This window comes from Sphingomonas sorbitolis (genome assembly GCF_036663875.1).
Taxonomy (GTDB): domain Bacteria; phylum Pseudomonadota; class Alphaproteobacteria; order Sphingomonadales; family Sphingomonadaceae; genus Sphingomonas.
This window is the reverse complement of sequence record NZ_JAXOJS010000001.1, coordinates 1,222,371-1,237,007: the sequence shown is the minus strand read 5'-3', so window position 1 is coordinate 1,237,007 and position 14,637 is coordinate 1,222,371. Positions and strand designations below refer to the sequence as shown.

General features: G+C 66.1%; 13 protein-coding genes. 6 read left to right on the top strand and 7 right to left on the bottom strand.

Translation table 11 applies throughout. The annotated features are described in order from the left end of the window. Positions 1-328: 328 nt before the first annotated feature. The 5 genes from U1763_RS05280 to U1763_RS05260 all read right to left on the bottom strand — a co-directional run bounded on the left by U1763_RS05280 (position 329) and on the right by U1763_RS05260 (position 5,722). On the bottom strand, positions 329-1,702 hold the full coding sequence (locus tag U1763_RS05280; protein WP_332754380.1) for a sensor histidine kinase: 1,374 nt from the start codon (positions 1,700-1,702) through the stop codon (positions 329-331). 80 nt (positions 1,703-1,782) lie between these two features. Then, the gene (locus U1763_RS05275) at positions 1,783-2,502 is read right to left on the bottom strand and encodes a response regulator (RefSeq protein ID WP_056051122.1); all 720 of its coding nucleotides are present in this window, start codon (positions 2,500-2,502) and stop codon (positions 1,783-1,785) included. A gap of 69 nt (positions 2,503-2,571) precedes the next feature. Continuing rightward, a complete protein-coding gene (locus U1763_RS05270) occupies positions 2,572-3,102 on the bottom strand; it encodes an EF-hand domain-containing protein (RefSeq protein WP_332754379.1) in 531 nt (176 codons plus the stop codon). 120 nt (positions 3,103-3,222) lie between these two features. Further along, the gene (locus U1763_RS05265) at positions 3,223-3,999 is read right to left on the bottom strand and encodes a thioesterase family protein (RefSeq protein ID WP_332754378.1); all 777 of its coding nucleotides are present in this window, start codon (positions 3,997-3,999) and stop codon (positions 3,223-3,225) included. Positions 4,000-4,129: 130 nt separating this feature from the next. Then, complete coding sequence (locus U1763_RS05260; RefSeq protein WP_332754377.1) at positions 4,130-5,722, bottom strand: class I adenylate-forming enzyme family protein; 1,593 nt, start codon at positions 5,720-5,722, stop codon at positions 4,130-4,132. Between the two features lie 73 nt (positions 5,723-5,795). On the opposite strand from U1763_RS05260, the gene U1763_RS05255 reads away from it, so the two are divergent. Both U1763_RS05255 and U1763_RS05250 read left to right on the top strand, forming a co-directional pair. After that, positions 5,796-6,410, top strand: a complete 615-nt coding sequence (locus U1763_RS05255) for a glutathione S-transferase family protein (RefSeq protein WP_332754376.1) — start codon at positions 5,796-5,798, stop codon at positions 6,408-6,410. Between the two features lie 399 nt (positions 6,411-6,809). Then, complete coding sequence (locus U1763_RS05250) at positions 6,810-8,111, top strand: spinster family MFS transporter (protein ID WP_332754375.1); 1,302 nt, start codon at positions 6,810-6,812, stop codon at positions 8,109-8,111. Between the two features lie 106 nt (positions 8,112-8,217). Here the strand turns inward: U1763_RS05250 and U1763_RS05245 are convergent, their stop codons facing one another. Next, positions 8,218-8,610 (bottom strand): hypothetical protein, encoded by a 393-nt coding sequence (locus U1763_RS05245; protein WP_332754374.1) that lies wholly within the window; start codon positions 8,608-8,610, stop codon positions 8,218-8,220. A gap of 88 nt (positions 8,611-8,698) precedes the next feature. Beyond that, positions 8,699-9,943: a TetR/AcrR family transcriptional regulator gene (locus tag U1763_RS05240; RefSeq protein ID WP_332754373.1), complete on the bottom strand. Its 1,245-nt coding sequence runs from the start codon at positions 9,941-9,943 to the stop codon at positions 8,699-8,701. 156 nt (positions 9,944-10,099) lie between these two features. On the opposite strand from U1763_RS05240, the gene U1763_RS05235 reads away from it, so the two are divergent. From U1763_RS05235 to U1763_RS05220, 4 genes are all read left to right on the top strand, one after another. Next, positions 10,100-11,383, top strand: coding sequence for an acyl-CoA dehydrogenase family protein (locus tag U1763_RS05235; protein ID WP_332754372.1), 1,284 nt, complete (start codon positions 10,100-10,102; stop codon positions 11,381-11,383). Between the two features lie 189 nt (positions 11,384-11,572). Next, positions 11,573-12,655: a Zn-dependent alcohol dehydrogenase gene (locus tag U1763_RS05230; protein WP_332754371.1), complete on the top strand. Its 1,083-nt coding sequence runs from the start codon at positions 11,573-11,575 to the stop codon at positions 12,653-12,655. Positions 12,656-12,675: 20 nt separating this feature from the next. Then, entirely contained in the window at positions 12,676-13,719 is a 1,044-nt protein-coding gene (locus tag U1763_RS05225) for a phosphotransferase family protein (protein WP_332754420.1), read from the top strand. 143 nt (positions 13,720-13,862) lie between these two features. Next, positions 13,863-14,627: an SDR family oxidoreductase gene (locus U1763_RS05220; protein ID WP_332754370.1), complete on the top strand. Its 765-nt coding sequence runs from the start codon at positions 13,863-13,865 to the stop codon at positions 14,625-14,627. The last annotated feature ends 10 nt before the right edge of the window (positions 14,628-14,637 follow it).

Sequence of the window (14,637 nt, the reverse complement as noted above, 5' to 3'; positions counted from 1 at the left end):
GGCGATCGCCATCTTCTCGCCCTTCCAGGTCTTCGCAGCAGCGAGCACGCTATCGTTTTCGGCCCTGTCTTCTCTCTTCTATTCCTCCCCGCACGCGGGGAGGGGGACCAGCGCAGCTGGTGGAGGGGGCCAGCCGCAAACGTTACGCTCGGGGTCGCCCCCACCACCCCCCCCCCCCCCCCCCCCCCGCGGTGGGGGTTTCCACCCCCCCCCCCCCCCCCCCCCCGGGGGGGTGGGGGGGGGGGGGGGGGCCCTGTTCCAGGCGGACCACTGTTTGGCTGCCCCTCACCCCGACCCTCTCCCCGGAGGGGAGAGGGAGCAGAAGAAGTTAGCGGGGCAGTTCGATGATCGCGTCGAGGCCGCCGCCAGCCTGATCTGACGGGGCACGGTTCACCAGTCGGATTTCTCCGCCGGCCTCGCGCACGATCGCGCGGGCCAGCGCCAGACCCAGGCCAATCCCTCCCGTCTCCCGGTTGCGCGAACTCTCGAGCCGCGTGAACGCGTCGAACACGTCACCCATCCGGTCTTCCGGGATCCCCGGCCCCTGATCGGCCACGACGATCGCCACCGTCTTCGCGCCAGCCTCAACGCGCACCTCCGCCGAGACGCCATACTTCACCGCGTTCTCGATGAGATTCCGTACCGCGCGCCGCATCAGCGACGGCCGCAACCGCATCCGCAACCGGTCCGCCTCGACGAAGCTCACATCGCTGCCGATGTCGCGAAAATCCTCGACCACCGCGTCGACCAGCGCGGCCAGATCGACATCGGTCGGCGGCTCGCTCGGCCGCCCCAACCGCGCGAGCGACAGGATGTCGTCGAGCGTCCGGTTCATTTCCGCCACTGTGTCGATCATCTTCGCGCGATCGGTATCGTCCTCGACGGACTCGATCCGCACCCGCAGAGCCGCCAGCGGCGTGCGCAGGTCATGGCCGATCGCACCGAGCATCCGGTCCTTCTCGTCGAGCATGCCCGTGACGCGCAGCCTGAGCGCGTTGAACGCGGTGATCAGCGCGGCGACGTCGTCGGGCCCTTCCGCCGGCATCGGCGCGCCGGGTTCGCCGGGCCGGAACCGCTCCGCCGCAACGCGCAGGTCGCGCAACGGTCGCGACAGCCGGCGGACGATCCACAGCACCGGCAGCAGGACGATGATGTAGAGGATCGCGGTCTGGCTCAGCAACGCGAACAGCAGGCGCGCGCCGGGTTGCGGCCACGGCGCGGTGATCGTCAGCCAGCCGCGGCCGGGCTGTTCGACCGCGATCAACAGCGTGTCGCCATCGCGCTCGCCGCGGCGGATCCCCGCGCGACGGCGATTGTCGCGGTCGCTGTCGTCGTCGAGCGTCGAGGGCTGCAGCCCGGTATCGATCCGCCCGACCGTCACGCCCTGATCCGCGAGCTGGCGGCGAAGTTCGGCGGCGACCTCGGGATGGCTCTCGTTTCCGGCGTTTCCGGTCCGTCTGATCGGATCGACGGGAAGACGGCGGACGCGGCCGCGATCCGCGGTCAGGGGACGCCCGCCATGCGCCTCGCGGTCGAGCGCATCGGCGATCCGGGTCGCGACCGGGCGGGTCGCCTGCGAAAGGCGAAACTCGATCCGATCGCGCAGGATCAGGCCGAAGTTGATCGCCTGCGCCACGAACAGCGCGAGCGCGATCAGCAACGCCATCTGCCCGGCCAGATTCCGCGGCCAGGGCCGGGTCATGAGCGTAGGATCACGGGCGGGCGATCACAGGCGGGTAATCACAGGCGGGTAATCACAGGCGGGTAATCACAGGCGGGTAATCACAGGCGGGTCACTTCGGCGGCCAGCGTATAGCCGCCGCCCCAGACGGTCTTGATCAACTCGGGCGTCTTGGCATCGGTCTCGATCTTGCGCCGCAACCGGCTGACCTGATTGTCGACCGCGCGATCGAACGCCGCGGCCTCGCGCCCCTGAGTCAGGTCGAGCAACTGGTCGCGCGTGAGCACCTGGCGCGGCCGCGTGACCAGCGCGAGCAGCAGATTATACTCGCCGGTCGACAGCGGCACCGACACCCCCTCGCGGTCGACCAGCGCACGCTCGCCCGACTTCAGCACCCAGCCGGCAAAGGCATAGGCGTTCGCCTCGGGCGCATGCTGGCGCGCACCGCCTGCGGTCGCACGCCGCAGGATGACCTTCACGCGCGTCGCCAGTTCGCGCGGCGAGAACGGCTTCACGACGTAATCGTCGGCGCCCATCTCGAGCCCGATGATCCGGTCGGTCTCCTCGGTGCGCGCGGTCAGCAGGATCACCGGCACGTCGCTGGTCGCGGCGATGTGGCGGCACAGCGACAGCCCGTCCTCGCCCGGCATCATGATGTCGAGGATGACGAGATCGATCGCATACGCCGTCAGCCGCGTCCGCGCGCTCTCCGCATCTCCCGCCTGCGTGACGCGAAACCCCTGTTTGGTGAGGTACGCGGCCAGTGGCTCGCGGATCGAGCGCTCGTCGTCGACGAGCAGCAGATGCGGCATATCTCCCATCGGGGCAGTGTCTAGCATGGCGGCTGTCCAGGGGAAGCACCGGGACGTGGTGCCTCCCACCTTTCCGAATTATCGAGCAGGAGCGGGCGCTGGTGCGGTTGGCGCGGGCGGGGTGACGCCTTCGCGGCGTTCGCGACGATCGACGTGGCGCATCTCGGCGGCATGGGCGCGCTCGGTCGCGTCGATCATGCCGTCGTGATTGGCGTCCATCCGGTCGAACCGCTTGAGCGCGCGCGCCTCGAACTCTTCGCGGGTCACGCTCCCGTCGCCGTTCGGATCCATCCGGCGACCCATCCCGTCATGCTTGGCGCCACCCGGCGGCGGCACCGGCACGTCGCGACCGCTGGCGATCATTCGGTCGTGCATCGCGGTCCGATAGGCGCGCATCTCGCCGGCGGTCACTCGGCCGTCATGATCGGTATCCATCTGCGCGAACCGCGCATCGGCCTGTGCGATCGCTTCAGCACGCGTGGCGACACCGTCGCGGTTGGCATCCTGATGCATCGGCGGACGCGGCGTAGGGGCGGGGGCGGTCTGCGCGCTGGTGGCGGACGTGATCGCGCTGGCGGCGAGCATCAGGGTGAGGACGGTCTTGCGCATGTCGGTCTCCGGCGGAGTGGGACGAATTCCCATCGAATAACGCCGGTCTAAACCGTGGTTGTCTCAGGCTTTTGCCGCCGCGCCGCCAAAGTGTCGCAAGATATGTCGAACACGCGAAGTTCAGGCGAAGATCGCGACGCTCTGCATCTGTTCCGCGACCGGGGTTCCAGCGGCGTTCCAGATCGCCATCTGCTGGCTCGAACTCCCCTTCCGCGTGTAGTCGGTAGTCGCGCGGAGCAGCCACCAGCCGTCGCGCGTCACCGGCTGCGGCCCGAGGATGTTGAGCAGCCACGTCATCGAACTGAGCGGGGCAGTGCCGCCGAGCAGCTTCAGCGCGGCAGGCGGCAGGCAGTCCGCGATCGCGACCAGTTCGACCATCGGATCGAGCCCCTCGCGCTCGACCAGCCGTGCCCAGCGGAGCCAATCGGCGGGCCCGACGCCATCGTCGCGGCGATCGAGCAGGTCGAAGTTGCGCGAAAACGCGACCGCGCTGTGGCCGCGGAACGTCTGCGCGTCCGGCTCTGGCATCGGGAAGTCCGGCGCTCGACCGCTCTGGTGATCGACACGCGATTCGACCGCCGCCATGAACACGAACGTCGCACGGAGCCCGAGCCCGGCCGCGCTCTCGACGTCGGCCTGGACGAACGCCGCGTTGCGTCCGCGCCGCAGCCGGCTCGCCCGGATCACGATCTCGCCCGATAATGGCCCGATGAACGACACCTGCGCAGACCGCAGCGGCGGCAGGGCGACGTCGGACTGCTGCGCGACATGGAGTGCCAATGCCGCCGAGAAGCCACCATATGCCGTGCGCCCCTGCGCCCAGTTCTCCGGCACCGTGCCGCGCCAGCCGCCCTCGGTCAGCTCCAAGGCGTCGATCGCCTGTTTGAGAGTGGTCATGGGTTTAGCTCTCTCATCTGCGGGTGATTGCGCGTGTCGAACTCCGATTTGGCCTCCGTCGTCATCCTGACGAAAGTCAGGACCCAGAGCCAAGGATCGGGGCACTTGTGGTCCTGGGTCCTGACTTTCGTCAGGATGACGGGACTGTTGAGGCGAGCCGGTCGCGGAGTTCGCGCTTCAGGACCTTGCCGATCGCACTGCGAGGTAGTTCGTCCGCGACGTGCAGGGCCGACAAGCGCTGCGTCTTGCCGAGCTGCGCGTTCGCCCACGCCAGGATCGAAGGCGCATCTTCGGTCGCTCCATCGTGCGGCACATAGAACCCCACCGGCGTCTCGCCCCACGCCTCAGAAGGCACGCCGATCACCGCGCAGTCCGCCACCGCGGGATGCTGCGCGAGCACCGCTTCCAGATCAGACGGATAGATGTTGAACCCGCCCGAGATGATCAGGTCCTTCTTGCGGTCCATCAGCGTGAGGAAACCGTCCTCGTCGAACCGTCCGACGTCGCCGTGGCGGATGTAGCGGTTGCCATCGGCGTCATACCATTCCGCATCGCGCGTGGCTTCGGTGCGGCCGTGATAGCCGTTCATCATCGCCGGGCTGCGGCCAACGACCTCGCCCATCTCGCCGGGCGCGACCTCGTTGCCGTCGTCGTCGATCAGGCGGATCTCGTGCCCCGGCATCGGCTGGCCGACGGTGTGGAGCTTGGTCGGGTTGGCGGTGGCGTTCAGCGCGCAACTCGCGCCGCCCTCGGTCATGCCGTAGAATTCGACGAGCAAACCCGGCCAGCGTGCGACGACGTCGGCCTTCAGCGTCGCGGAGAACGGCGCGCTGGTGCTGGTCTTGAAGCGGAATGCCGACAGGTCGAAGACGTCGAAATCGGGCAGCGCCATGATCCGCTGATACTGGACCGGGACCAGCATCGTATGCGTCGCATGATAGCGCTGCGCGAGTTCGAGATAGGCGCGCGCGTCGAACTTGCCCATCAGCACGATGGTACCGCCCCAGCCGAGCGTCGGCAGGAAGCTGACCAGCGTGGTGTTCGAATAGAGCGGCGTGGCGATCATCGTCACCGCGGTGTCGAACCCCGCGGCGGTGTTGCGCGAAATGTGAGCCCAGCGCATCGCGTGGCTCTGGACGATGCCCTTCGGCGTGCCGGTCGTGCCGGACGAGTAGATGATATTGAACGGGTCATCGGGCGCTATTTCGACCGGGGTTGGTTTCGCGTCGAGAGGAGCGAGCCAGTCCTCGAAAGCTAGAAAAGCTTGTTCCCCCGCGAAGGCGGGGGCCCAGACTGGACGCCCGCCTTCGCGGGGGAACAATACCACGTTGGCCGTAAGAGATTGCCCTTCCAACGCCCGCGCATTTGCCGCATCGAAGAACACGATCGGCGCGCCACTATCCGCAGTCATCGCCGCGATCGCCGCCGGCGTAGCGGATGGCGCGATCGGCGTTGCGGCACACCCTGCGCGTACCGCACCAAGGAAAGCCGCCGCATAGTCGGTCGACGCCGCAGCGACGATCGCGACCGCCTGACCCGATTTCACGCCGTCGCGCTGCAACGCCGCCGCGACCCGGTCCATCATCGCGTCCAGCGTCCGATAGTCGATGCTGCCCTGTGCGCCGGCGACGGCGGTACGATCCCCCCGTTCGAGTGCGTGCGCACGGATCAGATCGGGCAGGGTGGCAAAGCCCGTGGCGAGCATGTCTGCGGCAGTCGTCATTCGCGCATCGCTAGGCGAACGCGCCCGGCAATGCCATACGGTATATTCGAAAACTGATATCGAGGAGACGCCGATGCTGTTCTACGATAGCGCGCTGCCCGCGCCCAACCCGCGCCGCGTCCGCATCTTCCTCGCCGAAAAGCATATCCGCGTACCCATGGCGCAGATTTCGATCCCAAAGGCCGAGCACAAGGCGGAGGCGTTCCTGTCGGTCAACGCGCTGGGTCAGACCCCCGCGCTGGCGTTCGACGATGGGCGCGTGCTGACCGAAAGCGTCGCGATCTGCCGCTATTTCGAGATGCTCCACCCCGATCCGCCGCTGTTTGGCCACGGCGCGCATAACATCGCCGAGATCGACATGTGGACGCGGCGGATCGAATTGCGGCTGATGACTCCACTGTCGATGGTCTGGCTGCACACGCATCCTTGGACCGCGCGGATCGTCCAGCCGCAATATACCGAGTTCGGCGAAAGCCAGCGCCCCCGTGTACTCGCGGCGATGACGGAGTTCGATCATGCGCTCGCGGGTCGCGACTGGCTCGACGGGGAGCGTTACACGATCGCCGACATCGTTCTGCTGACGACGATCGACTTCGCGAAGTTCGTCGGCATCGCAGTGCCCGACGATCTGGCGCACCTGAAGGCGTGGCACGCCCGCGCCACCGCCCGACCAAGCTCGCAAGCGTGAACGGCAGCAGCACATCCAGCTGTCCGATTTTACCAAGACTGCCAGGATCGGCAAAAGTCGCTTTGCAAAGCCGCGAATCTATGCGAGGGGGCCGCATACCCGGTATTCAGATTGCCCGGACGCTCCGCTCCATCGACGATGCGAGACGAGCCCGGACACGACGTTGGAGAGGGGATAAGGCGGAAGAGCGACCCGAACGAGGACGCATCTTCCGCCGTCCTTCCCGCGAGCCACCCGCCACACCCCGAAACGCGCAACGCTATGCTCCGGCGCGATAATTCCGCCTTGCGACGGCATGCCCTCGGCTCGTCGCAGATGTGCCCGGCGTGCAGCTTTAGCTTGTCTGGTACGTCTCGATTGCCCTAGCGTAAGGTCTGTTTCGACTTCGAGGTATTGCCGATGGCCGCAGCGTATCAGTCCCATCCCGAGATCGCCGATGCCTTGGCAATGAAGCGACGGGGCCTGACGCTCGCGCTGCTCACCTTCACCTATTTCTTCAGTTATATGGACCGCCAGATCCTCGCGATCCTGCTCGAGCGGATCAAGGCGGACCTGCTACTGACCGATACGCAGCTCGGATTGCTGTCGGGCCTCGTGTTCGCGATCTTCTACGCGACGCTCGGCATTCCGGTTGCGCGACTCGCGGATCGGACCAGCCGCCGGAACATCATCGCCGCCAGCCTGACGATCTGGAGCGCGATGACCGCATTGTGCGGGCTCGCGCAGAATTTCACGCAGCTGATGCTCTTCCGGATCGGCGTCGGCATCGGCGAGGCGGGGTCTAGTCCGCCCAGCCATTCGATCATCGCCGATCTCTATCCCCCCGAGAAACGCGCGAGCGCGATGGCGGTGTATTCGCTCGGCGTGGTGCTCGGCGCAGGCTTCGGCACGCTGATCGGTGGCGTCGTCGCGCACTCGTACGGCTGGCGGATCGCGATGATGACCGTCGGCCTGCCGGGAATCGCGCTCGCCATCCTCGTCCGCCTGTTCATGGTCGAGCCGCGTCGCGGACTGTCCGACGCTGCCCGCGCGGTGGCGACGCCGATGCCGAGCGTCGCGCAAGGCTTCGCGTCAATGTGGGCAAGCGCACCGGCGCGGCATCTGGTGGTCGGTGTCACGCTGACGTCGATGATCGGCTACGCACTGACGGGCTGGGGGCCGAGCTATATCCAGCGGTCGCTCGGCATCTCGATGCTCGACATCTCGCGCTATATCGCGCTGCCGGGGGCGCTGTTCGGCGCGATCTCGGCGCTGGCAGGCGGCAAGATCGCGGACGTGCTCGCCAAACGTCACGGGCTGCATGTCCAGGCGTGGGTGGTGCTGGTGATGAAGGGCCTGTCGCTCCCGTTCGCGCTCGCCTTCTATCTGATCGACGCGCCGGTGATCGCGATCGGCAGCTATTTCGTGTCGCTGATTTTCGCGAACTCGTATCTCGGGCCGAGTTTCGCGCTGATCCAGCATCTCGCGCCGTTGCAGATCCGTGCGATGTGGGCGGCGATCACGCTGCTTGTCATCAATCTGGTCGGGCTGGGGCTCGGACCAACGATGGTCGGCTGGCTTAGCGACCTGCTGAAGCCTGGGTTTGGCGAGGACTCGCTGCGGTATGCGCTGATCATCATCGTGCTGATGACGCCTTGGGCGCTGTTCCACTATTGGCGCGCGGGGGTTCTGCTGAAGCGGGCAGAGGATGTCGCCAGGTAACTTTCCTCGTCCGTCATCCTGACGAAAGTCAGGACCCAGGATCACAAGGGACGGCATTCGTAACTCTGGATCCTGACTTTCGTCAGGATGACGGGCGTGGGGCAAGTCATGGATGCGTTGAGCGTGGGTGGGCTGACGAGTCCTCCAGCATCCAAGCCATCGCGGACTCCCGATCGTCGAACACCGCCATGTCGTCGCGCACCGATGCGATCCGTTTCACCTGCAAACGGGCGAGCTTGCCGTTGGTGTACAGCGCGACCTTCCGCGACTTCAGCGTCAACGTTAGCGCGGTCCGCTGGAGCATCACGATCACCTCCTGCGGCTGGATCGCGGACTTGGAGAAATTGCACAGCAGCATGTGGCGCTTGCCGGTCGCCAGCACGCGCCGTGCCTCGCGCTCGAGATCGACCAGGAAACCCTCGACGTGCTCGATGGTCCAGAATCCCGACGCGTCGACCTCGATGATGCCGGATGCGAGATCGGTGGTGATCGTGTGCATAAACCCTCCAGAGAGGGGCTGAATCGCGCCGCGCGGTTTAACGAATGGTAAGCAACCCGTTACGGATGCAGTCGCACCCGATCTGCGGTCAGGCCTTGGCCATCCGGTCGTCGAACAGGCCGTACATCAGCGTCGACGCGTACATCGCGACGGCACGCTCGCGCGGCATGGTCGACGCCCATTTGCGCATGTCGAATGCGGCATTCTGCACCGCCATCAACGCCTGTGCGGCGATCAGCGCATCGACCGCGCGGATTGAGCCTTCGCCGATGCCGTCCATCATCATGCCCGCATAGCGTCGCGCGATGCCGTTCGAGCGATCGACCATCGCGTTGCGCACGCCGACCGGCAAACCGCTCAGCGCGGTGGTGCGGAGCAGCGGGCCCCGCTCGGCGAACTGCACGTCGAGCAACGTCGCGACGGTGCTCGACAATTTGTGCCAATAGCTCCCGCCCTCGGCCTCGCCACGGCTCTGCGCATCGGCGATCGTGTCGAAGCTGCGGCGATAGCAGGCGATGACGAGGTCGTCCTTCGCATCGAGATGGTGGTAGAAACTGCCCTTGGTAACGTTCAGCTCGGAGGCGATCTTCTGCACCGACGCGCCGCGATAGCCGAGCTCGTTGATCAGGCGCGTCGCAGCCAGCAGGAACGCCTCGCGCCCGGGCTCCGCCTCGTCGTGGCTGAGATCGAGCAGGGTGGGGGACCAGGTCGCGCCCTTCCCGGCGATGCCGTGCGCGAACACGTCCATCAGCCGCTCCTCGACGCGACCATATTGATCGGGTTCGTACCGCGTCAGCCAGACCGGCAGCCAGAACGTGTTCTCGAGCAGGACGTGCGCGCGGGCGCCGTTGAGATCGGTCTGCGCGCGCGAGTTGGTCGGGCCCCACAACAGGCGCGTTCGGCGGAATACCTCGCGCCACCCGCCCATCAAGCGGCTGCGCATCGGATCCTCGGTGGCGCGCAGGTCGGAGAGGACCGCGAACGCCTTCTCCTCGCCGCGCTGGATGCGGGCGAGCCGATCCATGTTGAGCGCGAGATAGCGCCGCACGCGGTCCTCGGGAGTGGCCTCTTCCATCGCGATGTCGAGCATCGCGATCAGCGATTCGAGCGTGTTCTCGAACGCCGCCGCCGCGAGGTCTTCCTTGCGCTTGAAATAATAGGTAACGCTCGTCGTGTTGAGCCCGACGCGCCGCGCCACGTCCGCGAACGTCATGCCCTTGGCACTCTGTTCGTTGATCGCTTCTGCCGCCGCGGCGAGGATCGCGTCACGCTTCGCACGGAAGCGCTTGGTGCCCTGTTCGCTCTCGTCGCTGGCCTCTGCCGGAACCTTCATCGAAACACCCTAACAGCTTCGATTTGAAGATACAGTGCTTTTTAGGCGCTTTCAGGGCGGACTTGAAAACATGCTTTCCGGGGCCCCTCACACGCTTTACCGAATGTGCGGTATGGTCTAACCCGCGACAAAAGCGATGACGAACGGAGAGCCCGCATGGATTTTACGCTGAGCGAACGAGAGACGTATTTCCGGGATCGGGTCCGGGATTTCATCGACCAGAATATCCGCCCGCGACAGGCCGATTACGACCAGCAGGCGCATGAGGGCGAGCGCTGGAAGGTGATTCCGGTGATCGAGGAGATGAAGGAGAAGGCCAAGGCCGCCGGCCTCTGGAATTTCTTCATGCCGCCGCATTCGGGCCAGACGCATGTCGACGATTCGTTCGAGTTCGAGGGCACGCAGCTCACCAATCTCGAATATGCGTTATGCGCGGAGGAGATGGGCAAGATCGGCTGGGCGAGCGAGTGCTTCAACTGTTCGGCGCCCGACACCGGTAACATGGAGGTGTTTCACCGCTATGGCACGCGCGAGCAGAAGGACCGGTGGCTCGGGCCGCTGATGCGCGGCGAGATCCGCTCGGCGTTCCTGATGACCGAGCCCGCGGTGGCGTCGTCGGACGCGACCAACATCGAGACGTCGATGGTGCGCGACGGCGATCACTACGTCATCAACGGTACCAAATGGTGGTCGTCGGGCGTCGGCGATCCGCGCTGCAAGATCGCGATCGTGATGGGCAAGACGAGCTTCGAGGGCTCGCGGCACCAGCAACAGAGCCAGATCCTCGTGCCGATGGATACGCCGGGCGTGACGATCAAGCGCATGCTGTCGGTGTATGGCTATGACCACGCGCCGCATGGGCATGGTGAGGTCGTGCTGGAGAACGTCCGCGTGCCGGTCGAGAACGTGCTGCTCGGTGAGGGGCGCGGGTTCGAGATCGCGCAGGGGCGGCTTGGGCCGGGCCGTATCCATCACTGCATGCGTACCATTGGCGTTGCCGAGACCGCGATCGAGGCGATGGCGCGGCGGCTGCTCGACCGGGTGGCGTTCGGCAAGCGGATCGCCGACTTCTCCGTGTGGGAAGAGCGGATCGCGACCGCACGGATCGACATCGAGATGACTCGTTTGCTGTGCCTCAAGGCGGCGGACATGATGGACAAGGCGGGCAACAAGTCGGCGCAGATCGAAATCTCGATGATCAAGGTCGCCGCGCCGAACATGGCGCTCAGGATCCTCGACGACGCGATTCAGGCGCATGGCGGCGGGGGGGTGTCGGGCGATTTCCGGTTGGCGCATGACTGGGCGGCGATGCGGACTCTCCGGTTCGCGGATGGCCCGGACGAGGTCCACAACCGCTCGATCGCGCGCAACGAGTTCGGGAAATACGGCGACTTCCGTAAGGGCGGCGTTTCCAGCGGGGATGTCGGGGTGAGCCGGTAGGTTTTCTCCGTCCGTTCGTCCGCTATCCCCCGTCATCCCAGCGAAAGCTGGGATCTCCCCATTCGGGTCGCGGCGCCTGCCAACCGGGATACCCCAGCTTTCGCTGGGGTGACGGATTTGGTGGAGGGGCGGACTTCGGAATGACGGGCTGGGTGGAGTGCCCCGACCACAAAAATACGAAAGGCAGACATGAAAGCCGCAGTCCTTTTCGAAGCCAACACCCCGCTCAGCATCGAGGACGTGACCGTCTCGAAGCCGACGGCGCATGAGGTACTGATCCGCACCGTCGCGATCGGCGTGTGCCGGTCCGACCTACATTTTGTCGACGGCGCCTATCCGCACGCGATGCCGACGATTCCGGGGCATGAGGCTTGCGGTGTGGTCGAGGCGATCGGCGACGAAGTGCGCGGCGTGAAGGTCGGCGACCATGTCGTGACCTGTCTCTCGGCCTTCTGCGGCCAGTGCGAGTTCTGCGTCACCGGCCGGATGTCGCTGTGCATCGACGCTAGCGTGCGCCGTCCCAAGGGCGCCGCACCGCGCCTCATGCTCGGCGACCGGCCGATCGCGCAGATGCTCAACCTCAGCGCCTATGCCGAGATGATGCTGGTCCACGAACACGCGTGCGTCGCGATCGATCGCGACATGCCGATGGACCGCGCGGCGCTGCTCGGCTGCGCGATCACGACGGGGGCGGGGGCGGTGTTCAACACCACCGACGTGACGCCGGGCGAGACGGTGTGCGTGGTCGGCTGCGGTGGGATCGGGCTGGCAGCGGTGAACGCCGCGAAAATCGCGGGCGCTGGCAAGATCATCGCGCTCGATCCGGTCCCCGAGAAGCGCGCGATGGCGGAGAAGCTTGGCGCGACGCATAGCATCGATGCGCTGTCCGACACCGCCGCGGACGAGGTCGTCGCGATAACCAAGGGCGGGGTGCATCACGCGATCGAAGCCGTCGGCCGCGCGCAATCGGCGGCGACCGCGGTCAAGGTGTTGCGGCGCGGCGGCACGGCGACGATCCTCGGCATGATGCCGCTCGGCGAGAAGGTGGGGCTGTCGGCGATGGACCTGCTGTCGGGTAAGCGGCTGCAGGGCGGGTTCATGGGCTCGAACCGCTTCCCGGTCGACATCCCGCGGCTGGTCGATTTCTACATGCGCGGGTTGCTCGATCTTGACACGATCATCGCCGACCGCATGCCACTCGAGCGCATTAACGACGCGTTTGACGAACTGCGGCGCGGCGACACGACCCGCAGCGTGATCACCTTCTCGTGACGAGCGACGCTTCGACCAGCATGGTCGGCACGATAGAGGTCGGCGAGCGCGACAAGCTCGACCTCGACGCGCTCGGGGCGTGGATGACCGCCAACGTCCCCGGGTACGCTGGCCCGCTCACCTACGCGAAGTTCGCCGGCGGCCAGTCGAACCCGACTTATCGCCTCGACACGCCGGATCGCGCGTACGTGCTGCGCCGGAAACCGTTCGGCCCGATCCTGCCGAGCGCACACGCCGTCGATCGCGAATACCGTGTGATCGCCGGGCTACATCCGACCGGCTTCCCGGTCCCACGGCCCTATGGCCTCTGCGAAGACGCGGCCGTGATCGGCTCGGCCTTCTACGTCATGGAGATGGTCGAGGGCCGGACGATCTGGGACGGCGCGATGCCCGGCGCGACAGCCGCCGAGCGCACCGCGCATTACGAGGCCATGGTCGACACGCTCGCCGCGCTCCACAACACCGATTACGCGGCGGCGGGGCTCGGCGAGTACGGCAAGCCCGGCAATTATTTCGAGCGCCAGGTCGGCCGCTGGACCAAGCAATATCGCGCCGCCGAGACCGAGCATATGGAGTCGGTCGAACGCCTGATCGAGTGGCTGCCGCGTACACTGCCCGAGCAGACGCGCACCTCGATCGTTCACGGCGACTACCGCATCGACAACATGATCTTTGCGCCCGCCGAGCCCAAAGTGATCGCGGTACTTGACTGGGAATTATCGACGCTCGGCGATCCGCTCGCCGACTTCTCGTACTTGCTGATGAGTTGGGTAACCGAACCCGAGGGGCGCTCCGGGGTGCTCGGCATGACCGGACCGGAGACGGGCATCCCGACGATCGAGCAGGTCGTCGAACGCTATTGCGCCGCGACCGGCCGGGACGGCGTCCCCGATCTCAACTGGTATTTCGCTTACAACCTCTTCCGCCTGACCGGCATCGTCCAGGGTATCAAGAAACGTATCGTCGATGGGACGGCTTCGAGCGCGCAGGCGGAGAAGACGGTGGCGAAGATCCACGGGCTGGCCGATGCGGCCTGGGGGTTCGCTGTGAAGGCGGGGGCTTAGTTCATGCCCCCGAGTTCTCCCGTCATCCCAGCGAAAGCTGGGATCTCCGGGTTTGGATCGGGGCACCAGCCAACTGAGATACCCCAGCTTCCGCTGGGGTGACGGACTTGGTTCGAGATAAGTCGCCACGGGAGCAGAAGACAATGTCGCAGTTCGACCTGACCGGCATGGTCGCCATCGTTACTGGATCGTCGCGAGGAATCGGCCTCGCCTCCGCCCGCGAACTCGCCGAGCACGGCGCAAAGATCGTGATCTCCAGCCGCAAGCAGGACGCCTGCGACCTGGCCGCCGCCGAACTCAACGCCAGACACGGAGACGGCACCGCGATCGCCATCGCTGCCAACATCTCCGACAAGGCGGGTCTCCAGAACCTAGTCGACCAGACCCGCGCCCAGCTCGGTCGCATCGACATCCTCGTCTGCAACGCCGCCTCGAACCCCTATTACGGCCCGCAGGCAGGCATCGCCGACGACCAGTTCCGGAAAATCCTCGACAACAACATCGTCTCGAATCACTGGCTGATCCAGATGGTGGCGCCCGAGATGCTGGAGCGTCGCAGCGGCAGCATAATTATCATATCCTCGATCGGCGGCCTGCGCGGCTCACCCGTGATCGGCGCCTATTGCATCAGCAAGGCCGCCGACATGCAGCTTGCGCGAAACCTCGCGGTCGAGTTCGGCCCGTCCAACGTCCGCGTCAACTGCATCGCGCCCGGCCTGATCAAGACCGACTTCGCTCGCGCCTTATGGGAAGACCCGCAGCGGATCGAGGCGGCGAACACCGGGGTGCCGCTCCGCCGTATCGGCGAGCCCGAGGAGATCGCGGGGGCAGTCGTCTTCCTAGCCTCGCAGGCCAGCGCATTCATGACCGGCCAGACGATGGTCATCGACGGCGGCGTCACGATCTAACCGGAGAAAG

Coding starts and splice junctions, on each gene's coding strand:
- U1763_RS05280 (WP_332754380.1), bottom strand. CDS start 1,702: ATGACCCGGCCCTGGCCGCGGAATCTGGCCGGGCAGATGGCGTTGCTG.
- U1763_RS05275 (WP_056051122.1), bottom strand. CDS start 2,502: ATGGGAGATATGCCGCATCTGCTGCTCGTCGACGACGAGCGCTCGATC.
- U1763_RS05270 (WP_332754379.1), bottom strand. CDS start 3,102: ATGCGCAAGACCGTCCTCACCCTGATGCTCGCCGCCAGCGCGATCACG.
- U1763_RS05265 (WP_332754378.1), bottom strand. CDS start 3,999: ATGACCACTCTCAAACAGGCGATCGACGCCTTGGAGCTGACCGAGGGC.
- U1763_RS05260 (WP_332754377.1), bottom strand. CDS start 5,722: ATGACGACTGCCGCAGACATGCTCGCCACGGGCTTTGCCACCCTGCCC.
- U1763_RS05255 (WP_332754376.1), top strand. CDS start 5,796: ATGCTGTTCTACGATAGCGCGCTGCCCGCGCCCAACCCGCGCCGCGTC.
- U1763_RS05250 (WP_332754375.1), top strand. CDS start 6,810: ATGGCCGCAGCGTATCAGTCCCATCCCGAGATCGCCGATGCCTTGGCA.
- U1763_RS05245 (WP_332754374.1), bottom strand. CDS start 8,610: ATGCACACGATCACCACCGATCTCGCATCCGGCATCATCGAGGTCGAC.
- U1763_RS05240 (WP_332754373.1), bottom strand. CDS start 9,943: ATGAAGGTTCCGGCAGAGGCCAGCGACGAGAGCGAACAGGGCACCAAG.
- U1763_RS05235 (WP_332754372.1), top strand. CDS start 10,100: ATGGATTTTACGCTGAGCGAACGAGAGACGTATTTCCGGGATCGGGTC.
- U1763_RS05230 (WP_332754371.1), top strand. CDS start 11,573: ATGAAAGCCGCAGTCCTTTTCGAAGCCAACACCCCGCTCAGCATCGAG.
- U1763_RS05225 (WP_332754420.1), top strand. CDS start 12,676: ATGGTCGGCACGATAGAGGTCGGCGAGCGCGACAAGCTCGACCTCGAC.
- U1763_RS05220 (WP_332754370.1), top strand. CDS start 13,863: ATGTCGCAGTTCGACCTGACCGGCATGGTCGCCATCGTTACTGGATCG.